The organism is Microcystis sp. M061S2 (assembly GCF_020245605.1).
In the GTDB taxonomy this organism is placed as follows: Bacteria; Cyanobacteriota; Cyanobacteriia; order Cyanobacteriales; family Microcystaceae; genus Microcystis.
The window spans coordinates 64,002-83,326 of the sequence record NZ_JADBUP010000032.1; the positions used below are offsets into that span (position 1 = coordinate 64,002).

Annotated in this window: 23 protein-coding genes and 1 pseudogene; 7 read left to right on the forward strand and 17 right to left on the reverse strand. The window is 45.8% G+C overall.

What is annotated here, in order from left to right:
- The first annotated feature begins 152 nt into the window (after positions 1-152).
- The 5 genes from IM475_RS06645 to IM475_RS06665 all read left to right on the forward strand — a co-directional run bounded on the left by IM475_RS06645 (position 153) and on the right by IM475_RS06665 (position 5,325).
- The gene (locus IM475_RS06645) at positions 153-1,067 is read left to right on the forward strand and encodes an exosortase-dependent surface protein XDP2 (protein ID WP_287727068.1); all 915 of its coding nucleotides are present in this window, start codon (positions 153-155) and stop codon (positions 1,065-1,067) included.
- 200 nt (positions 1,068-1,267) lie between these two features.
- On the forward strand, positions 1,268-2,566 hold the full coding sequence (locus IM475_RS06650; RefSeq protein WP_287727069.1) for an O-acetylhomoserine aminocarboxypropyltransferase/cysteine synthase family protein: 1,299 nt from the start codon (positions 1,268-1,270) through the stop codon (positions 2,564-2,566).
- Between the two features lie 15 nt (positions 2,567-2,581).
- A complete protein-coding gene (metX, locus tag IM475_RS06655; RefSeq protein ID WP_287727070.1) occupies positions 2,582-3,673 on the forward strand; it encodes a homoserine O-acetyltransferase MetX in 1,092 nt (363 codons plus the stop codon).
- 116 nt (positions 3,674-3,789) lie between these two features.
- Positions 3,790-4,284 (forward strand): hypothetical protein, encoded by a 495-nt coding sequence (locus IM475_RS06660; RefSeq protein WP_287727071.1) that lies wholly within the window; start codon positions 3,790-3,792, stop codon positions 4,282-4,284.
- A 21-nt stretch (positions 4,285-4,305) separates the two neighbouring features.
- Positions 4,306-5,325: a hypothetical protein gene (locus IM475_RS06665; RefSeq protein WP_287727072.1), complete on the forward strand. Its 1,020-nt coding sequence runs from the start codon at positions 4,306-4,308 to the stop codon at positions 5,323-5,325.
- Between the two features lie 34 nt (positions 5,326-5,359).
- Here the strand turns inward: IM475_RS06665 and IM475_RS06670 are convergent, their stop codons facing one another.
- The 10 genes and pseudogenes from IM475_RS06670 to cysK all read right to left on the reverse strand — a co-directional run bounded on the left by IM475_RS06670 (position 5,360) and on the right by cysK (position 12,217).
- On the reverse strand, positions 5,360-5,572 hold the full coding sequence (locus IM475_RS06670) for a DUF6887 family protein (RefSeq protein ID WP_002779089.1): 213 nt from the start codon (positions 5,570-5,572) through the stop codon (positions 5,360-5,362).
- Entirely contained in the window at positions 5,569-5,775 is a 207-nt protein-coding gene (locus IM475_RS23115; RefSeq protein ID WP_407069742.1) for a DUF6888 family protein, read from the reverse strand. Before IM475_RS23115 ends, IM475_RS06670 begins: the two co-directional genes overlap by 4 nt.
- Positions 5,776-5,815: 40 nt before the next feature.
- Positions 5,816-6,529 carry an MBL fold metallo-hydrolase gene (locus tag IM475_RS06675; protein WP_287727110.1) on the reverse strand — a complete coding sequence of 238 codons (714 nt, stop codon included), beginning with the start codon at positions 6,527-6,529 and terminating at the stop codon, positions 5,816-5,818.
- 957 nt (positions 6,530-7,486) lie between these two features.
- Positions 7,487-7,966: pseudogene (locus IM475_RS06680) on the reverse strand (FAD/NAD(P)-binding protein); the annotation flags it as partial.
- A 241-nt stretch (positions 7,967-8,207) separates the two neighbouring features.
- The gene (locus IM475_RS06685) at positions 8,208-8,846 is read right to left on the reverse strand and encodes a cadmium resistance transporter (RefSeq protein WP_287727074.1); all 639 of its coding nucleotides are present in this window, start codon (positions 8,844-8,846) and stop codon (positions 8,208-8,210) included.
- Positions 8,847-8,876: 30 nt separating this feature from the next.
- Complete coding sequence (locus tag IM475_RS06690; protein WP_287727075.1) at positions 8,877-9,452, reverse strand: Crp/Fnr family transcriptional regulator; 576 nt, start codon at positions 9,450-9,452, stop codon at positions 8,877-8,879.
- A 157-nt stretch (positions 9,453-9,609) separates the two neighbouring features.
- Positions 9,610-10,284 carry a hypothetical protein gene (locus IM475_RS06695; RefSeq protein WP_287727076.1) on the reverse strand — a complete coding sequence of 225 codons (675 nt, stop codon included), beginning with the start codon at positions 10,282-10,284 and terminating at the stop codon, positions 9,610-9,612.
- A 222-nt stretch (positions 10,285-10,506) separates the two neighbouring features.
- Positions 10,507-11,043 (reverse strand): MgtC/SapB family protein, encoded by a 537-nt coding sequence (locus IM475_RS06700; RefSeq protein WP_002793801.1) that lies wholly within the window; start codon positions 11,041-11,043, stop codon positions 10,507-10,509.
- Between the two features lie 76 nt (positions 11,044-11,119).
- Positions 11,120-11,254: a PLP-dependent transferase gene (locus IM475_RS06705; RefSeq protein ID WP_287727077.1), complete on the reverse strand. Its 135-nt coding sequence runs from the start codon at positions 11,252-11,254 to the stop codon at positions 11,120-11,122.
- 15 nt (positions 11,255-11,269) lie between these two features.
- Positions 11,270-12,217 carry a cysteine synthase A gene (gene cysK, locus IM475_RS06710; protein ID WP_287659471.1) on the reverse strand — a complete coding sequence of 316 codons (948 nt, stop codon included), beginning with the start codon at positions 12,215-12,217 and terminating at the stop codon, positions 11,270-11,272.
- A 666-nt stretch (positions 12,218-12,883) separates the two neighbouring features.
- Between cysK and cpcB the strand changes: the two genes are divergently transcribed.
- Entirely contained in the window at positions 12,884-13,402 is a 519-nt protein-coding gene (gene cpcB, locus IM475_RS06715) for a C-phycocyanin subunit beta (protein WP_002733930.1), read from the forward strand.
- Between the two features lie 55 nt (positions 13,403-13,457).
- On the forward strand, positions 13,458-13,949 hold the full coding sequence (gene cpcA / locus IM475_RS06720) for a C-phycocyanin subunit alpha (RefSeq protein WP_287659472.1): 492 nt from the start codon (positions 13,458-13,460) through the stop codon (positions 13,947-13,949).
- Between the two features lie 174 nt (positions 13,950-14,123).
- On the opposite strand, the gene IM475_RS06725 is transcribed toward cpcA, so the two are convergent.
- The 7 genes from IM475_RS06725 to IM475_RS06750 all read right to left on the reverse strand — a co-directional run bounded on the left by IM475_RS06725 (position 14,124) and on the right by IM475_RS06750 (position 19,210).
- Entirely contained in the window at positions 14,124-15,122 is a 999-nt protein-coding gene (locus IM475_RS06725) for a sulfurtransferase (RefSeq protein ID WP_287727078.1), read from the reverse strand.
- Positions 15,123-15,233: 111 nt separating this feature from the next.
- On the reverse strand, positions 15,234-15,902 hold the full coding sequence (locus IM475_RS06730; RefSeq protein WP_287727079.1) for a phosphatase PAP2 family protein: 669 nt from the start codon (positions 15,900-15,902) through the stop codon (positions 15,234-15,236).
- Positions 15,899-16,279 carry a DUF7980 family protein gene (locus IM475_RS06735; RefSeq protein ID WP_002795947.1) on the reverse strand — a complete coding sequence of 127 codons (381 nt, stop codon included), beginning with the start codon at positions 16,277-16,279 and terminating at the stop codon, positions 15,899-15,901. The genes IM475_RS06730 and IM475_RS06735 overlap by 4 nt, the downstream gene beginning before the upstream one ends.
- A 194-nt stretch (positions 16,280-16,473) precedes the next feature.
- Positions 16,474-17,556, reverse strand: a complete 1,083-nt coding sequence (locus IM475_RS06740) for a sulfate ABC transporter substrate-binding protein (protein WP_287727080.1) — start codon at positions 17,554-17,556, stop codon at positions 16,474-16,476.
- Between the two features lie 365 nt (positions 17,557-17,921).
- Positions 17,922-18,164, reverse strand: coding sequence for a GIY-YIG nuclease family protein (locus IM475_RS22945; RefSeq protein ID WP_353737441.1), 243 nt, complete (start codon positions 18,162-18,164; stop codon positions 17,922-17,924).
- 403 nt (positions 18,165-18,567) lie between these two features.
- Positions 18,568-18,981: a type II toxin-antitoxin system VapC family toxin gene (locus IM475_RS06745; RefSeq protein WP_287727081.1), complete on the reverse strand. Its 414-nt coding sequence runs from the start codon at positions 18,979-18,981 to the stop codon at positions 18,568-18,570.
- Complete coding sequence (locus IM475_RS06750) at positions 18,974-19,210, reverse strand: antitoxin family protein (protein WP_002793822.1); 237 nt, start codon at positions 19,208-19,210, stop codon at positions 18,974-18,976. Before IM475_RS06750 ends, IM475_RS06745 begins: the two co-directional genes overlap by 8 nt.
- Positions 19,211-19,325 lie beyond the last annotated feature (115 nt).

A 19,325-nucleotide genomic window follows, 5' to 3' on the forward strand; every position in this document is an offset into this window, starting at 1 on the left:
TTTCCACATAAAAGATATTTTGTATAAAGGATATCTGGATAAATTGACTCACAAAAATGGCTATGGTAGAACCCTAAATACAGTAAACGGATAAGCCTACTGTACCTAATTCCATCCCCTAACGAGGTCATTTATCGATGAGTCATCTTTTCATGCGGTCGCAGCACCTCGCCGCTCTTTTCAAAATCGCCGCCACGACGACCGGAGTGGCCTTAGCTCTAACGACCGGAACACCCGCGCGCGCGGTGGGTTTTCTCCCCTTTTCCTTTCAAACCAACGTTACCGCGAGTCCGGATCTAACCGGAAATCCTAATCTTCTCAACGATCCCACTAAAGATGTCCGTCTCGATTCGGTGGTTTTCAACGGTTTAACGGTCAGTCAGTTTGATCTGGTCAATGCGGGTCGGGTTATCCGCAACGATACCGCCGACGTTACCGTAGGGGGAATCACATATACTAACGGAATTCTCCATGCGGGTTACGGACCGAACACGACCAGCGATCCCCTGGTCGGGGAGGGTCCAGCGAAACCGAACCCCACCGACGCGGATATCGCCGCCAGTTTGGGCAATTTAAATCTGAATAGTCTCCTCGTAACCCGTGAGAACGCCGATACTGCGATTATCGAGGTTTCTTTCGCCCGACCGGTGAATACGTTCTTTTTCTGGGAACGGGGGGGAACGCCTGGGGGAACCGTTGCGGGGGATAGCGATTTACTGGTGGAAGCGCTCGCGGAAGATGGAACGACGGTCTTAGCCAGTTATAAAATTTTACGCGCGAACTACACGAAAGCGGACTATAACATCAGCACGATCGTTCCTCCCGTCCTCAACAACGGCCCGTTCAATATTGGTTCGATCGGGATTCGGCTCGACGGTATCCGCGCGCGAACTCTGCGCTTAACTAGCGAGCGCAATAACGATCTCCAACGTTTGAACGGAGTCGGCGATAACGGGCCAGATTTCAAAGTAATCGCCGCCGATGTCAAGGTTCCCGAACCGAGTATCGTGTTCGCAACTCTACTCGCAGCAAGTCTTGGAATCTTTGTGAAACGAGAGAAGGCCTGATCGTTCTACTCGAAGTAGGATAGGAAGTGAATGCTTTTAATGCTGTTTAAATGCCATCAACCAGCGAACTGTCATTCATGAAAAAATAGCGATAAATGGGTTAAAACCCTCTATTTATCCAGTATTAAGGAGATAATCACCCTTTTTCCTCGAGCGCACAGATCGAGGAATTTATCCTTTATTTTCGTCCCTGAGCGCCCATGTCTGACCGTTATCGTTTCGAGACGCTACAAGTACACGCCGGCCAGGAACCTGCCCCCGGAACCAACGCCCGCGCCGTTCCCATCTATCAAACCACTTCCTACGTTTTCAACGATGCCGACCACGGGGCGCGACTGTTTGCCCTGGAAGAGTTCGGCAACATCTACACCAGGATCATGAACCCGACCACCGATGTCTTTGAGAAGCGGATCGCCGCTTTAGAAGGAGGCGCGGCGGCCCTGGCCACCTCTAGCGGTCAGGCAGCCCAATTTCTAGCGATCGCTAATATTGCCGGTGCGGGGGATAATATCGTTTCCACTAGCTACCTCTACGGCGGAACCTATAATCAGTTCAAAGTCTCCTTACCACGTTTAGGAATAAATGTCAAGTTCGTCGATGGCGATGAGGCCGAGGCTTTTCGAGCGGCGATCGATGATCGCACCAAAGCCTTATACGTCGAGACGATCGGCAATCCCCGATTTAATATTCCCGATTTTGCCGCCCTGGCCCATATCGCCCACGAGAACGGCATTCCCCTGATCGTCGATAATACCTTCGGTTGCGGCGGCTATCTCTGTCGCCCGATCGAACAGGGGGCCGATATCGTGGTGCAATCGGCCACCAAATGGATCGGCGGTCACGGCACTTCCATCGGCGGAGTAATCGTCGATTCGGGGAAATTCGACTGGGGAAACGGCAAATTTCCCCAGTTTACCGAACCCGCGCCGGGTTATCACGGGTTGAATTTCTATGAGGTATTCGGACCGTCCGGCCCTTTGGGCAATATCGCCTTTATTATCCGGGCGCGGGTGGAGGGATTGCGGGACTTCGGACCCGCCTTGAGTCCGTTTAACGCATTTTTACTGCTACAGGGATTGGAAACCCTCTCCCTACGGGTCGATCGTCATGTATCCAACGCCTTGGCCCTGGCGAACTGGCTCAAAGAACAGCCGCAGGTGCAATGGGTGGACTATCCCGGATTACCGGAACATCCTTACCACGAACGGGCGAAGAAGTACCTAAAACACGGCTTCGGCGGGGTTTTAGCCTTCGGGATTCGGGGCGGTTTCGAGGCCGGGCGGAATTTTATCAACCGGGTGAAACTAGCTAGTCATCTCGCCAACGTGGGGGACGCAAAAACCCTGGTTATCCATCCCGCCTCGACGACTCACCAGCAGTTAAACGAAGAAGAACAGCGATCGGCGGGAGTGAAGCCCGAATTAATCCGCGTTTCCGTGGGTTTGGAACATATTGACGATATTATCGAGGATTTCCAGCAAACTTTCCAGAGTTTATAACCAATCACCCCGCCCATGGATCGCCTAGACTTGATCTCCCCGGAAACCCGTTTCTATTCCCCACCGCATCCTTTTGTTCTCGAATCGGGGGCGGTTCTCGAAAGGGTGCGGATCGCCTATCGAACCTGGGGAATTTTGAATAACAAGCGGGATAACGGGGTTATTGTCTGTCACGCCTTCACGGGATGGGCCGACGTGGAAGCTTGGTGGGAACCTTTGTTAGGAACCGGACGCGTTCTCGATCCCACCCGGGATTTTATTGTCTGTAGCAATATTCTCGGCAGTTGCTACGGGACGACCGGCCCCACTTCGATCGATCCCCGTACCGGTAAACCCTACGGTCCGACTTTCCCGGAGATTACCGTCCGGGATCTGGTTCACCTACAACGGCTGTTGGTGGACGCATTGGGGATCGAGTCTTTGCGATTGGTGATCGGGGGTTCTTTGGGAGGAATGCAGGTTTTGGAGTGGGCGCTACTGTACCCGGAGAAGACGCGCTCGATCGCTGTCATCGCCGCTTCGGGACGACATTCGGCCTGGTGTATCGCGCTGGGAGAGGCCCAAAGGGGAGCGATCTACGCCGATCCCCATTGGCAAGGGGGAAATTATGCGCTCGATCGCCCTCCGGCCCGGGGTTTATCGGCAGCCCGGATGATGGCGATGACTACCTACCGATCGCACGCCAGTTTCGAGTCCCGTTTCGGCCGCGAGTACGGGGAGGGGGGAGAGTTTACGATCGCCCGCTATTTGGAATATCAGGGGAAAAAGTTAGTCGAACGTTTTGATGCCAATGCTTATATCACCTTAAGTAGGGCGATGGATCGTCATGATGTCACCCGGACGGGAAAAAGTTACGAATCGGTGTTACAGTCGATTCAACAACCGACGGCGATCGTGGCGATCAATTCGGATCTTCTTTATCCTCCCGTAGAACAAGAGGAATTGGCGAAATATATCCCCAATTCTGAATTATTTTGGTTGCGATCGCCGCACGGTCACGACGCATTTTTAATGGATGGTGATATGGATGCGTTGAATGATCTTCTCGTCACTTTCCGTTTAGAAAGGGGAACTCTTGACGGTTGCGGGTTGGGGATGGTGGGGTAGAAGGCGATCGGCGTTGCTGCGCTGGAGGCGATCGGGATGTTTGAGAGGAAATCTTGTTAAAATTAGAGAAAGGAAGTTTGCTTTAATCGTTCGTATTAACTCCCCGAACTCGTTCAATGGAATTTAAAAGTATCAAAGAGCTTCGTGAATATCTCCGTCGTTATAACTCTAGCTCGTTTGTAGAAGTTGGTACAAGTGTATGTTGGCAAGAATGGCAAAATGGGGGACCTCGAATATCGCGTCTAGGACAGGGAATAAAAAATTCCAGACGAAATTATGCTTTACGCTTGATCTTGCTTGGGAGTGCAGGAAATCCTTACCGTAATCAAGCGATTACTTTTCAAGAATTTGAAAGTCTCATTGATGTCTTGTTCAATTTTGCTAATCATACCATTTCAGATAAAACCCTCCTAGATACGGAAGCAGAATATATCTTTAATTATTTACATACTTGGGAGCAAGAGAATTACAAAACTGTTCGTAACTGGAAATTGCTTCTAAGTGATATTTTCACCAAAGAACTAATACGCAAAAATGGAGGCCATCTTTTCTTACAGCGTCAGGCACTTTGTCAAAATTCTGGATTTTGGACCCCCCTTGCTCTTGTATAACTTGCTCGTGTACAACGAACTATGAAGGTTTTTGAAATTCTAAATTCTATAGACTTAAATACTATAAATTTTTTTGAATCCTCCACTAAATTAAATCATGAATTTTATTTTGTTCAGTTTATGTCTAGCATCGGATGTTTTTTGAAAACGAGATTTCGAGGTGTACTAGATTTTAAAAAAAGTATAGATTTTGATGACGAACTGAAATCTAAAGGTTATACCGAAGAAAATCTAAGGATTTTTGTTCGTTTAAATAGTCGAGTTTTTAGTTCGAGTGATCGTGACTCATTCCGTAATATAGTTACAGAAAGGTTAAATAATACAAGTGAAGTATATCATCCTTTCTTTTATAATTCTTTTCTCGATTATCCTTTTATTGATCTGGGTCAAGATAAATATTGTTTGCCAGACGCGTGTTCATTAATGGAATCTTCTTGGAATATAACATGCAAGCATCTTCCATCTAATAAGATTTTGGATCAAGCTTTTGAACAATATCTCGCTAACGTTTTATTACCTATAATCGCACCTAACTGTTTTGAAAAGATTAGAGAGGTTGAAAATCCACAAAGCTCTCACGACAAAAGGGCTGATTTTCTAATTACTCTACCTAATGTTTATATTATTATTGAATGCAAAAATTCTTTAATGTCTTCCGATACAAGCGTATATTTTAATCCCAAAGGATTGGCGAGTTTGTGGGGAAGAATTCATGGTGCTACAGAACAAATATCATCAACTATTAAAGCTCTTAAACTCAAAGATAAACCTGTGATCCCACTAATTCTTACATTTTATGATGCACTACTAGCATCTAATGTCTTTGAATCGATAGTTAAATCTACAGATTATTGCGATCATTTGAATCTTTCTATGCCTCCTATTGTTCGATCTTTACATGAGTTCGAGTATTGGATATATGATAGAAGCCTACAAAATTTGGCAGAATCAATGTTACCTAAACAAAGTAATTCTTCAATTAACCCTGATAATCAAGGACATAATTATAGACATTTAAAGGACATAATTATAGACATTTAAAGGACTTTTATTAATAGGCTTTTATGCTTTGAATTTATATTTTCTGTTGTTTATTGCGACGATTTTTGGTCACGAGATCGGGAAAATGACTTAAATCCTCGATCGAATGCGGTGCGGGATAAATTTCTCCCGGTTCGGCCGTCACCCGATCGAGATAAATTTGAAAGGCCCTCTCGTCCTCTCTATGTTCGAGAATATAACTCCGTAGTTCCTCGCGACTCATCGATTCAAACTCGCGTTTTATCATACATACCTCCAATCGCCATTTTTAAAAATAATAATTTCTTGCTCTTCCCCAGCGAGAAAAAAGATATTTCCCGTTCTTTCGTCAATCGGAACAATATTAACGGGCAAATATATCTTCGTTGCCCAATAACTTAAAATAAAACAGGTTAGCTGTTGCGCGGCAGTAGGAATGGGCTTGTACTCCTCCGGTGTTTCGTTATCCAGTGTAGCGCAGGACTGACGGGGCGATCAATCGCTTGCCCGTTTATATCTGATAATCCATGACGAAAACCACCTTACCACCCCGTGCGTTGGCACTTAAGGCCGCGGTCATCTTCTTGGGGTAGGGTAGATTGAGATTATTCATCAACTCCACAAAATCCTGACGATTGCGGCCGGCAAAACGGGGATTCCAGCGCTTTTCCTCACCGATCGAGGAGACCGTTCTTCCCAGATAATCGTGACAGGGATAAACAAGCGTATCGTCCGGGAGAGTGAATAACTTCTCCGTCACCGTCCTGTATAGTACTTCCGGCGAACCGTTCTGAAAATCGGTACGACCGCAACCGCGAATTAAGAGTGCATCCCCCGTTAATAGGCGTTTTTCATCGATGAGATAGGCCATATGACTATCGGTGTGGCCCGGAGTGGCGATCGCTTTTAGCTGCTGACCTGCCACGGTCCAGAGGTCGCCATCGCGCACATAACCATCGATATCGCTCACTTCCGGGTTTTCGGGAACGAGGATTGAACAGTTGGTTAACTCCCGTAAGCGGTGCGCTCCGGTGATATGGTCGGCGTGGACATGGGTTTCCATCGTGTAGCGTAGAGTTAACCCCAACTGCCAAAGAATTTGCCGATCGCGATCTACCTGTTCCAGGACCGGATCGATTAAAATTGCCTCCCCCGTAACCGAATCAGCGATCAGATAGGTGTAGGTACTCGATTCCCTATCAAAAAGCTGACGAAAAATCGGCACTGCCGGCCGGAATGCGATCGAGTAGGCTGCGGGGAGAGAAATTCTCTCTTTCAGCGATGGCAACAAATCCCGGGCCAGTTCGGCCGCCTGTAAACGCAGTTCGGGGATGGCGGTGGTTTCCCAGAGATCGCCTTTGCGGGGATTTCCCAAAGTGTAGAGCGTTGGTGATGCCGTACCGTCTGCGCCGAGAATTGCCCCGTTGTCGGCGGTTTCGATGCCACAATTCAAAGGATGGGGACGGATTAACCCCCGTTGGCGAAGATGAACGACGAGGGGATCGGTTATGGTCCTGTAATCGTTACTCGCGCCGGTACAGTTAATGATTCGATCGATCGTTAGGTTTAAGAGGTTTCCCGTTCCCCGTTGACGGATAGTAACCTCTACACAGCCGTTTTTAACCTCAGCAGTTTCAATTCTTCCCCCATGATAGGTTAATTGTCCCGATTCTACAGCCTCATCGAGGATACCGGCGATCTCGTCGGCGAGGCGATGGCGAAGAACCTCCCAATAGGCTTTCAGGTGGCGTAGAAATCTGGCGCGTTCCCCTATCGGCAGACAATGCCATAGACCTTGAGATATCGGGCGTAAGGCGTTTAAAACGGCCCGCCAGTCGTGACCTTGACTCTCGGCGGTTTTTACCTCCGCGCGAATCCGCCCTAGGAGTCCCCGGGTGGTCTGGGGCGCGGTTTCGAGGGTGAGGAACGGGGGATAGGGATCGGTGGGTCGGTGCGATCGAGGGATCAGGCCATGACGGGAAACCGCGTGGATTTTGCCCGTGAATCCCCTTTGTGCCAGGGAAACCACCATATCCACCATCGTTAACCCCGTCCCGACGAGCAGAATCGTCCCGTCGGGTTTTAGCTCGGCGAGTGTGTCCGTCTGCCAAGCGTCGCGGAGATAGGGGGAATTGAGGGACGCGAGGGGTTGGGGAACCGTTGCGGGAAAATTGCCCAGCGCCAGAACTACTTTAGCGGCGCTGATTTTCTTGCCTCCTTTGAGGGTAATCGTTGCCTTTTCCCCGTCGAGTGTCAGATCGATCGCCGCATCGGTAAATGTTTCCAGACGGTGATCGGCAATGGCGTTGTCCCGCGCTTCTTCTAGGATCGAGCGGATGTATTTGCCGTACACTAGACGCGGGACGAAGCTGGCCGGATCGATCGATCGATAGCCGTTATCCGCTAACCAGTGGAGGAAATGTTCGGGATCGTCCTCGAAGGCGCTCATTTTGCCCGCAGGAATATTGAGCAGGTGGCCGCTGTCTCGCGTTCCGTAGGCGATCCCCGTACCGAGGGGTTTTCGGCGCTCGATCAGGGCGATCGATAATGGAGTCCCCGTGTCGCGCAACAGGTTCGCTGTCACCAGGGAACCACTAAATCCTCCCCCGATAATGGCGATGTCGAAAGTTGCAGAAAATTGATTCCGGTCAATGTAGCTCATAGATAACTATCGGGGAGGAAATTAGGGGTATGGTAAGGGTTAAAGAGTTAGTATTACTTGGTCTAAGTAAGTAGTTATAATTAAATTGAAGATAGATTTTGCCTCTGATCCCCCCTGCCCCCCTTGATAAGGGGGGTGCCGATAGGCGGGGGGATCCCCCCTGCCCCCTTGATAAGGGGGGTGTCTGACAACTTTTAACACCTACCTACTTAGCTGAAAGATAATTTTTAGGCATTCTTGGTTAAGACATTAAAAATAAACGATAGAATTGGCTATCAATTAAGATATAAATACCGAGAGCAATATAGATAAAAGGACTAATTTTATGTCCGTAGTTTGTAACCACTTTAGCTATCCTGGGATGGGTAATCAAAAAATAGGCTAGGGCGCACCAAATCCCCATCATGAGATAAAAAATTATCATGATAATTAAGACGTGCATCGGGGAATTATTGGCAAAAAGAGAGGTATAGATACCAATATTATCACCGCCGTTAGCCACGGTCACGGCGGCAACGTAATAGGTTTGGGAGGGAAAACGAGGAATAAAGGAGCGATTTTTAGAATAATTAACATCTTCTCTTACTTCTTGAATATAATCCTCATTTTCCCTTGACAAAAGTTGTTTAATGCCGATAATTAGAGGGATAAATCCTAATAGACCAATCCATTCTTTAGAAACCAGTAACCCAAATAGTAAACCGAGGGAACTAGCTAGGAGAATCAGGGTAAAACCGAGGTATTGACCAACAATCAGGTGTCGAGGTCGAAAATTAGCATTAAGTCGCGAGAAAAACAACATTAGCACCATCAGATCATCAAGATTTGTGGCTACAAAACTCGTCACGCTAGTAATTAAAAGGGCTACTAACCAATTCATAGATTGAAAAAAGAGATAATCCTTCCCATTCTAAATCTCGTAGTGCCAGATTTCCTCCTCTCGTAAAAGAAGACGATGGACAGGAAGACGTTCCACGGCCCCCTGTTGTTCAAGATGATTAAGCGCCCGGGTAATTGTGACTCTAGTAGTTCCTAATAAGTCAGCGATATCCTGATGAGTTAGACGCACATCAATTAATTGTCCGGTACCGGTTTGTTTACCAAATTGATTGCCTAACCATGACAGTAATTTCACAACCATAACATCAGTACGTTTGTAGCTACGAATAATACTTAGTTCTTGTGCTTGCTGAAGATGAGACAGCAGAATTTCTGCCATTTGATAACTCTCAACTGTGGAAAAGGAAACTGCTTGCACAGGACTAATGCACTCAACTTGATAGGGATTGACTCTCTCTAGGGTTTTGCCAACAAAACTGCCGGGTCCCCACAATCCCAAGACGATCAGGGTTCCATCTTCTAACCAAGTGGAGGTTTTCACGACTCCACTCTCGATTTTCCAGAAATTAGGGTTTCTAAGGGGCAAAATTGCCCGATTATCAAAGTGCCAGCGATGGGGGGTTGGTGGTTGATAGGTAAGCGTCATGATTGGTAATTAATTTTGATTAGGTACTTAGTCAGTCAAAAGCACGAGGCTGTCGGGAAAGGGGCTTTTTAGACAAGTTAAGGTTTTTTGGAGAATTTTGGGGTAAAAACGATAATTACCCCAAAAAAGACCGATTTTATCGCCTTGCAAGCCCTATTTATTTCGGGGTGTTAGTCTTCTCCAGTTCCGTTGTGGCCGAGGAGATCAGTTCTTGCCAAGCTCGATCGCTTTCCTGTAGAGTCTGTTTAACCGCGTCGATGGTCTTTTCCACGCGAGTTTTCAGGAAAGGGGAAGCATTGTCTTTGAGTCGTTCGGTGTCGTCGGCTAAGATATCGATCGTCTCGGAGGTATTAACGAGGCTATTTTCTAGGGTAATAAGGTTGTTTTGCAGGGTTTCACTGAGTTTAGCCCCGGATTTGGTCAATTTTTTCGTCAATTTACTCACTTTTTCCCCTAGATCGTCAATATTGTCCGCTAAGTCCTCTAGGTTGTCCTGTTGAGCTTCGATAATCTTCTTGTCGAGAGAAGGAGCGGCTAGTTGAGCATTTAGGTCATCGATAGCCGATTTTGTGGCTTGAATGGCTTTTTCATAGGCAATTTGGGCATCTTCCAGAATTTTTGGGCTAGAAACCTCATTTTTTTTCTTAACTGGTTCCACCACGGTGCCACCCGTTGCCGTTGCACGGTCGATGACGGCCAACTGTTCGGGGAGTAGTGGCAAGGCGATCGCATTTCCCCTTCCCCCGAGGAGCAAAGTGACAGTTAAGAGGAAAATCAGCAGCCGGAAAACTTGATTTTTGAGGCTTTGAAAGCTCTTATTTCGGTTGATCATAGTTGGATTTTCTCCTGTTCAGAAAAGTGGTTACTCGATCTAAATGTTATCATATAAAATATTTATTTGTTATTTATTTAAAAGAAATTTCATAAATAATTTATCATATTTTTTGACCGATAAATTGCCAGCAAAAACATAAGCTTTTCAAGCCAAAAAATAGTAAAGAAAAGCTTTTACTCTCTCAATATAAATATAAATAAATTTTTATAACTTCTTTCATTAATGAGACGCTGAATTATCCGATGAGTCTATTTCTTGATTGATCCGAGATATTTTCTTACGACCTTTAATATATTTGGCTAAGGGTTGTTTTTTCTTCAGTCGTTTAATGCCACTGAGGGTGGAGAGAGTGAAAAAAGTTCCCACGAGAACCATCTGCCATAAACCGCAACCAGAAGCCGCGCCTAATCCTGCCGCTAACCAGATAGTCGCCGCCGAAGTCAAACCTTTCACTTGTACCTTATTTAGTTCCCGATGAGATTGTTGTAGGATGATTCCCGCCCCTAAAAAACCGACACCAGAAGCGACCCCTTGAATAGTACGACTGAGAGCATTAGAAGACGCATAACCCACATCTCCCTCCGCTTGTAGAGGAATCATCACGAACATGGCAGCTCCGAGACTAACGATGATAAAAGTTCTCAATCCAGCCGGACGACCGCCTCGCTGTCGGTTATAACCAATCAGACAGCCGACGGCCATAGCCATACTGAGCCGAAAAATAATCGTTTGCCAATCTTCCGAGTCAAAAAACATTGTTTAACCCATCAAATGAGATAAAAACTTCGCCTAACCAATCAAGGCCTTTTCCAGATCCCGCTTTAAATCGTTTCTATTCTCGATCCCGATCGATAATCCTAGTAAAGCTGGTGTTATAGGTGGAAGTGGAATAAATGGGAACCGTTACCTCCCCATGGCTAGAGTCTGGTTCTTGCCCCCCATGAATCGCCCTCGTTGCAAATTCCATCAATTTACTGTCCTATTAGTCGATATCTTCGAGGTCTTTAAACAGGGCCGTGCTGAGGTAACGTTCCCCAAAACTAGGCTGAATCATGACGATTAATTTATCTTCGTTTTCGGGTCTTTTGCCCACTTGAATCGCCGCCCATAAAGCCGCCCCGGCCGAGATGCCCGATAGTAGTCCCTCCTGACGAGCTAACCGTCGCGCGTAGGCGAAAGCCTCTGTATCATCGACGACAATCACCTCATCGATCAATTCCGGTCGGAAAATTGCCGGGATAAAACCAGCGCCGATGCCTTGGATTTTGTGCGGCCCGGGTGGTCCTCCCGATAAGACGGGACTATTAGAGGGTTCAACTGCGATCGCTTGAAATTGGGGACGACGGGGTTTAATGGTTTCGGCAATACCGGTAATGGTTCCCCCAGTTCCCACGCCACCGATAACGATATCTACCAGGCCGTCGGTATCGGCCCAGATTTCCTCGGCGGTGGTTTCTCGGTGAATTTTCGGGTTGGCCGGGTTGCGGAACTGTTGCAAACTATAGGCGTTGGGGGTATTTTCGACTATTTCTTCAGCCCTGGCGATCGCTCCTTTCATGCCTTGGCTACCCGGGGTTAATTCTAATTGGGCCCCGTAGGCTTTTAACATTGCCCGTCGTTCTAAACTCATGGTTTCGGGCATAGTCAGCACTAGGCGATAGCCTTTGGCAGCGGCTACCATGGCCAGGGCGATGCCGGTATTGCCGGAAGTGGGTTCCACCAGAATTGTTTTATCGGGGTGAATTAGTCCGGCGGCTTCCGCGTCCTCCACCATACTGACCCCGATGCGATCCTTAACCGAGGCGGCGGGGTTCATACTTTCCAGTTTGACGACGATGCGGGCTTTTACTCCCTCTGCCACTGGGATTCGATTCAGTTGGACTAGGGGAGTCCGTCCTACCAATTGGGTGATGTCTCTTGCGATCGGCATAATCCCACTTGCTTTGTATTTGTTGGCTATTTTTAATTATATATGTATTTAAGATGTTTTACAATACTTTTTAAGTCGGAGTACACTGCAAAATGCTGGTGTTGGCACCTCTGATCACAACGTCGGCGGGGATTATCCCTGTCGATTTTTTTGCCTTGCCACTTTTTTTGTATATCGAAGCACAATCGGCAAAGTTGTCTTGGGAAATTTCTCTTAATTTAGTGAACTATTATTAGTATATAAAAGCACATTTCTTTAAACAACTTAAACGAATTATTAGAGAGATGAAAAGAGCGATACTTTTTCTTGGTATAGGTTTACACATTTAAGAAAGTTTTCTGAGATTTATCCTAAAAAATTATTTTTTTGCTGCTTTTTTAGGAAATAATTTTTAATAAATAAAGGTGTAAATATGGTCTATAAAATAATTCATGGCAAAAACGAAGTATGTCTGGAAGCGCCTATCAAGGCTAAATTCAATTAACAAGAATTGTTCCTCGATATACAAAAAATCTGGACAAGGGAGAGTAAATTTTTTTCAAGGACGATAGTATAGTCCCAAGAAAAAAACTCCTAGATACTTTATCGGAAAAATAAAGAAAAGCCAGAAAATTTACCTCGATATTTTGCCGAAACCAATCATCATTATAGGAGATGAAAACTATGGTGTTAGATGCCTTTGCCAAAGTCGTTTCCCAGGCCGATACCCGGGGGGAATACCTGAGCGAGAATCAAGTCAATGCCCTAATTGCCTTCGTCAAAGATGGTAATAAACGGGTGGATGTGGTCAATCGTCTTTCCAGTAATTCTTCTGCGATCGTTACCGATGCCGCGCGTAGTTTGTTTTCAGAACAGCCCGTTTTAGTTGCCCCCGGTGGCAACGCCTATACCAACCGTCGTGCGGCCGCCTGCTTGCGGGATTTGGAAATTATCCTGCGCTACGTTACCTATGCCACCTTCACCGGCGATGCCAGTATCCTCGATGATCGCGCCTTGAACGGTCTCCGGGAAACCTACGTCGCCCTAGGGGTTCCGGGGGCTTCTGTTGCGGCCGGAATTCTCAAGCTCAAGGACGCTTCCCTTGCCCTAGCGGCCGATCCCAACGGGATCACTCGCGGGGATTGCAGTTCTTTACTAGCAGAAGTCGCTTCTTACTTCGATCGAGCGGCGGCGGCAGTTTCCTGATGCTGTGACTTTCTTCTCTCAATCCGATTAAACTTTTGTAGGAGCAATTCCATCAATGACCAAGACACCTTTAACCGAAGCGGTGGCTACTGCCGATTCCCAAGGACGTTTTCTCAGCAGTGCTGAATTACAAGTGGCGTTCGGTCGTTTCCGTCAGGCCGCCATCACCCTAGAAGGGGTAAAAATCCTCGCCCAAAAAGCCCCCAGTTTAGCCCAAGAAGCAGCCAACGCTGTCTATCAAAAATTTCCCTACACCACCCAACTCCAGGGGCCGAACTATGCCTACGATGAGCGGGGGAAATCCAAGTGCGTTCGTGATATCGGCTACTATATCCGGATTATCACCTATGCCCTCGTGGTAGGCGGTACGGGCCCGATCGATGAATATCTAGTCGCCGGTTTGAGTGAAATTAATAGTGCCTTTGAGCTATCTCCTAGTTGGTATATCGAAGCCTTAAAATACATCAAAACCAATCACGGATTAACTGGGGATGCTGCTGTAGAAGCTAATTCCTACATTGATTATGTGATCAACGCCCTTAGCTAATTCCCGTCAACTTCACGTCAACATAAGCTCAAATCTCCTAAATTCACCTCGGGATGAGCGCCGAGGTTTTTTTGCGTCCGTCTAACTTAGTCGTCGTCGGGAACCTACCCTAACAAAAAAACCATCTTGGGCAAGATGGTTAAACACAACGAGTATAAACCGATAAACTTGACTTCAGACCGCTTTTTCTGGCCCGGTAGCGACGGGCAGATCCGTGGTACTGTACTCTGTCCAAGAACCCTCGTAAATTCGCACCTTGGGATAACCGAGCAGATGTTTGAGAACAACATACTGTAAAGTCGCTTCCCGTCCCGTACTGCAACTGACAATAATATTATCCGAGGGCTTGATGTTGCGTTGGGCAAGAATCTTCCTGATTTCGTCTAAAGATTTCAATTTATGGGGATTTTTCAGAGATTCATCGGGATTATTCGCTTCCGTAAAGGTCGGCCAGGGTATATTTTTCGCCCCCGGAATATGACCATTTCTCAGCCAGATATCCTGTTTCCCCTGAAAAAGTTCTTCCGGTCTAGGATCGATAAAAACCACATCGGGTTTGCCGATCAATTTCTCTACTTCTGCCAAAGTCACCCGAATCGAGGGATTATCACGGACAGTAAAGCTCCCGGGTTGATATTTAGGGAATTCTTTAGTTACCTTTTGTTCAGAACCCTTATAACCCTTAAAACCCCCATCTAAGACGGCCACATCTCGGAAACCCGATCGCTCTAGTAAATAGGCGACCATGGTTGCCCCCAAGACATCGCGACCATCGGAATATACTACCACTCGATCGCCATTAGTGATTCCTGCGGCGGCAAAGAGACTGCCAATTTTATCCTCTTGCCAATATTGAACCGGTAAAAATCCGTTTGGACCACGAAAATTATTGTCGGCTATATTCACCGCTTTCGGTAAATGACCGGTGATATATTCTAAAGGATTAATCCGCACATCGAGAATTTTTAACTTCGGATCGTTGAGATTTTGTGCTACCCACGCCGGCGATACAAAGTCTATCTTAGTCTCAGATTTAGACGTGGCCATCAGGGGCGATGACGGTGCTAAGGTAAAGGTTAAAATGCACAGAAGAACTAAAGTGAGAAAAGCAAGGGGACGGCTTTGAAACCGTCCCAGGGATAGACCCTTCCCTTGGCGCAGTTTTGATTTCATGATTCAGTGTCAGCGACGAATATCAAACGATAATTAATATAGGGCTTTGATTAGCTTTCTCCAAAAATTTAGGTATAACGTGATATTTTTTTGGGGCAGCAAGTCGGTCAACTAATTATTAGTTTCCTCTTGGGTGTTGATCGCCTTGGGTGTCTCTAATAACTGTTGCCACCAGAGATGAACTAGGAGGGACCAAGCGATCGCTAAAAGCCAAGAGGCAAGGATATCGCTAGGAAAGTGAACTCCTAAATAAAGACGGGTCCAAGCAATAACTAAGAGGAAGGGAATCCCCAGTAAAACTACCCCTAAAAACCAGCGCTTTCTCCAAGATAGGATCAGTAAAGAAACCACTAATAGGGAACTAAATAAAGCATGACCGCTAGGGAAGGCAAAATCATCGGGTAAGGGATAAAATAACTGCCAAAATTGCGGGCGGTTTCGATGAAAAAGAATCTTGAGATTATAACTAATTGCCCAACCTCCCGCCATACTTACAAGGAGATAAGCGAACCCATACCAGTATTTTTTTAGGGCAAAAATCAGCAGTAAAATTGTTAGTATCGGAGCCACTCCCCAATAAGTACCTAATCCCGTTAGTTTTATGGCCAAAAAGTTTAGGTTTAAATTAGCAGTTTGATGAATAGATAGCAGCAGCGATTTTTCCCAAGCAAATCCCTGGGGATGCCTGTCAATAGCGATCGCTAAATCCGTAAAACTTAGCGATGTTAACAAGATGGCTAAGAAAAATAAGCTATTGTTTAAGTAGGTTTTGGGAATCACGGGGAAAAAGTGGCGATCGAGGATAACAGGGGCATTTCTAATACCTGAAAATGAATTAGGCCCAGAATAACTAAAGTGTAAACTGTCGAGGAAAGTAATCCATTTCTTAATTCTTTTTGCCAATTGCGTTCTTCTTTCTCTCCACCGATTAATTCTTTCGTTCCGAATTGCATTAGCAGAATTCCCACAAGATTAGATAACCAATAACCAACCATGGCCGCTGGTAGAAAAAAATCGGCGTGTAAGCAAGCAATTAAACGACCGAAACCGTAGGCGATCGGCAGATTAAAAATTAGATCATTCCACCAACACAGGGGCGATAATAAGTAACCGATCAATACCAAGGTTCCGTTTTTGATTTTGTCCAGTAGATACATCTTTTTTTTAGTTACTAACTATCATCTTTGTTTTTTTTGCCATCAGCTATCTAAGTAAGTAGCTGTTGAAAATTGTCAGATACCCCCCTTATTAAGGGGGGATTAAGGGGAGATCGGCACCCCCCTTATTAAGGGGGGATTAAGGGGGGATCAATCAATCAGAACCACTTACTTAGCTGACGGCCTACTACTAATTAACGCTGAATTTGGTCAAAAATCGCCCCATCAGCGAAGAATTTTTTCTGGATCGCATCCCAGCTACCGATCGCCGTATAGGGGAACAGATTCGACACTTTTGGATATTGTTTACTAAACTCTTTAGCCACAGTAGCATTAACGGGACGGAAACCCACCTTGGCGAATTCCCGCTGCGCTTCCGGAGTAAAGAGAAATTGGGCAAAAGCTGTCGCTACTTCCCGGGTTTTGCGTTTATCAACTATTTTATCCACTACGGCCACGGGTGGATCGATCGAAACATTGACCGGAGGAATAGTATAGGAAAAACCGGTTTCTCCTTTTTGACGGGCCAGAATCACTTCGTTTTCGTAGTTAAGCAGCACATCCCCCTGATCCTGTTTAAAGAAGACATCGCTGGCTTCCCGGGCATCTTTGGGTAGTACAGGCACGTTTTTATAGACATTGCGGACGAAATTGGTCGCTTGTTGTTCGTTGCCTCCATTCCGAGTTACCGATCCCCACAGGGCCAGAAAATTCCACCGGGCCACCCCAGAGGTTTTCGGGTTGGCAGTAATGACTTTAATCCCCGATTTGGCTAGATCTGGCCAGTTGCGGATTCCTTTGGGATTGCCCTGACGAGTAACTAAAGCTACCACGGAACGAGTGGCGATGGCGTTATTGGGGAGTTCTTTCTGCCAACCGGGGTTAACTAAACCCGCTTTTTGCAAGCGTTCCACGTCGGAACCGATAGCCAAATTTACCACATCTGCATCTAATCCGTCGATAACAGCGCGGGTTTGGGAACCAGAGCCGCCATAACTCTGTTTAATCACCACATCCTGTTTTTTCTCTCTTTTCCATTTGTTGACGAATAGAGGAATAATTTTTGAGTAGGCCGATTGAGTCACCGCGTAGGAAACTAGGGTGATTTCCACGGTTTGTTGTTTAGCTTGCTGTTTATCCGGACTTGCCAGCAGATTACTCGATGCCGATAGGGGACTAGAAGCTAGTCCGATTCCCGTTGTGACGACGGCAGCCGTAGCTAGAGAAATAAAAGGTAAGAGGGTTTTCGGTTTTTGGGATCTAGGCTCATGGATCACGATGTCATCGGCTCCTTTGTTTATTTATGGGAGATTGCTAGGTATTTTCTCTGAAATTGTATTTTATATGAAATAAGAAACAATTTCAATACATCACAGAAAAAATTATACTGTCTCAGTTGGGTTAGATGCCAATAAATCAAGCCATTAATGGCTTGATTAGCTAAAAAAAGTGTAAATATTCGATTTATATAGCTTAAATGTGCCTTTAAATCTGCCTTAAGCCTTTTTATGCTTCCAAAATAGAGATTTTATCGTCTTTATGGAGAGGAAAGAATTTTTTAGCGCTCAAAAACCTCTCCCTATGTGGGTTTAACGGTGAAGTTAGCAGACCTTAGCAACTATTACCCTAAAATTGAAGCGGTCTAACGACCTTTAAAACGACCCCGTAAACTTTTGGTTTTACCAATGTAAAGCAATCCCTGAGATCTATGCCTGACTGCGTAAATGCCAGGACAATCAGGAATGTTGCTAAAATCCAGGCTCAAGGGTTGGCATTGCTCAAAGGGAGTAAACGCAATTGCATCCAAGACGCTTCTTGCTTGGTTTTGTATTTCAGAGTTGTTCGTTGGCACGGAAGGCAGATTGTCGGTTGTCGAACTGATCATGCCACGGAAAAAGATGCTTTACATTTCATTAACGCACCCCAGAGGCTCTGCAATCGCACTACCAGATCAGTGTACTGCTACGCAGTCCCTTCGGCATCGCACTTAGACTGACAGCTTCAATCAATGTGCATGGTGCGTTCCCAAAAATCTATTAGACATCTCCAAAAATTATAACCCAGTCACAGCTTGCCTTTAGTTTATGTACTAACTAAATAGTTCGAGAGATGGAATGTATATCTATCGTTGCTAATTCAATTTCACTGAAAAAATATGAGGCAATTAAAATAATTTTTATTCGGGTAGATTCCTTAACTAGAAAGACTTTTGGTCTTGAGATAATATTAGGTCGATGTCTATTGGCAGCGGGTTCATTAGACCTAGTTTTCATCAGCGTGTAAAGTGATTAGTCCTTTAACAATGCTCTAAACCCCGCTTGTTGAAAATGGGTATCGGCAGTCAGTGCGTCAGTGATTCCTCGATCCTGCATCACGATGAATGACATACAGTCCACCAACCCCCATTCTTTGTCTTCTCGTTGCTTAAACAAATTGAATGCTAACCTATATAGGCTATTGGTTAATAAAACGACTTTAACGCTGGGATCGGTTTCGAGGGATTCTAAAAGTTGGATTGCCGCCGCTCTGTATCTTTGCTTAGAAAGTGCATTACCTATTTCTAGCAAGATCGCCTGAGTTGTTACTAGACGGGTTTTGTTAGTCTCAATTTGATTAGCAAGCTGAACAGCCCGTAGATGATTTCGATCGGTGACGGAAGATAACGCGATCGCAAAAGATGTATCTAAAAAAACTTCAGTCATTATGGTCAATGGTTTCACCAGACAAATATTGGTCAATTTTTTCTGACCAATCAGGTTCACCCTGTAATTTTAAAGACTGAGCAGTTTCCAGAAACGTTTTAGGTGGTTTTACTTCATTGGGTAAAACACTTTCAATGATAATTGTCACCCTCGTGCCTGCGGCTAGGTTTAAGGGTTCTTCCAGTTGAAGGGCTGTCCCATCAAATACGGCTTCGAGTGCTTGAGGCATTATTTTCTAACTGCTGAGGACTGTCTATCTATGTTCATTATAGCCCGCCCAGATCAGTGTACTGCTACCCCGTGCCTTCGGCATCGCACCTAACCTCACAGTTTCAAATCGCCTT

Coding starts and splice junctions, on each gene's coding strand:
- IM475_RS06645 (WP_287727068.1), top strand. CDS start 153: ATGCGGTCGCAGCACCTCGCCGCTCTTTTCAAAATCGCCGCCACGACG.
- IM475_RS06650 (WP_287727069.1), top strand. CDS start 1,268: ATGTCTGACCGTTATCGTTTCGAGACGCTACAAGTACACGCCGGCCAG.
- metX (WP_287727070.1), top strand. CDS start 2,582: ATGGATCGCCTAGACTTGATCTCCCCGGAAACCCGTTTCTATTCCCCA.
- IM475_RS06660 (WP_287727071.1), top strand. CDS start 3,790: ATGGAATTTAAAAGTATCAAAGAGCTTCGTGAATATCTCCGTCGTTAT.
- IM475_RS06665 (WP_287727072.1), top strand. CDS start 4,306: ATGAAGGTTTTTGAAATTCTAAATTCTATAGACTTAAATACTATAAAT.
- IM475_RS06670 (WP_002779089.1), bottom strand. CDS start 5,572: ATGATAAAACGCGAGTTTGAATCGATGAGTCGCGAGGAACTACGGAGT.
- IM475_RS06685 (WP_287727074.1), bottom strand. CDS start 8,846: ATGAATTGGTTAGTAGCCCTTTTAATTACTAGCGTGACGAGTTTTGTA.
- IM475_RS06690 (WP_287727075.1), bottom strand. CDS start 9,452: ATGACGCTTACCTATCAACCACCAACCCCCCATCGCTGGCACTTTGAT.
- IM475_RS06695 (WP_287727076.1), bottom strand. CDS start 10,284: ATGATCAACCGAAATAAGAGCTTTCAAAGCCTCAAAAATCAAGTTTTC.
- IM475_RS06700 (WP_002793801.1), bottom strand. CDS start 11,043: ATGTTTTTTGACTCGGAAGATTGGCAAACGATTATTTTTCGGCTCAGT.
- IM475_RS06705 (WP_287727077.1), bottom strand. CDS start 11,254: ATGGAATTTGCAACGAGGGCGATTCATGGGGGGCAAGAACCAGACTCT.
- cysK (WP_287659471.1), bottom strand. CDS start 12,217: ATGCCGATCGCAAGAGACATCACCCAATTGGTAGGACGGACTCCCCTA.
- cpcA (WP_287659472.1), top strand. CDS start 13,458: ATGACCAAGACACCTTTAACCGAAGCGGTGGCTACTGCCGATTCCCAA.
- IM475_RS06725 (WP_287727078.1), bottom strand. CDS start 15,122: ATGAAATCAAAACTGCGCCAAGGGAAGGGTCTATCCCTGGGACGGTTT.
- IM475_RS06735 (WP_002795947.1), bottom strand. CDS start 16,279: ATGTATCTACTGGACAAAATCAAAAACGGAACCTTGGTATTGATCGGT.
- IM475_RS22945 (WP_353737441.1), bottom strand. CDS start 18,164: ATGATCAGTTCGACAACCGACAATCTGCCTTCCGTGCCAACGAACAAC.
- IM475_RS06745 (WP_287727081.1), bottom strand. CDS start 18,981: ATGACTGAAGTTTTTTTAGATACATCTTTTGCGATCGCGTTATCTTCC.
- IM475_RS06750 (WP_002793822.1), bottom strand. CDS start 19,210: ATGCCTCAAGCACTCGAAGCCGTATTTGATGGGACAGCCCTTCAACTG.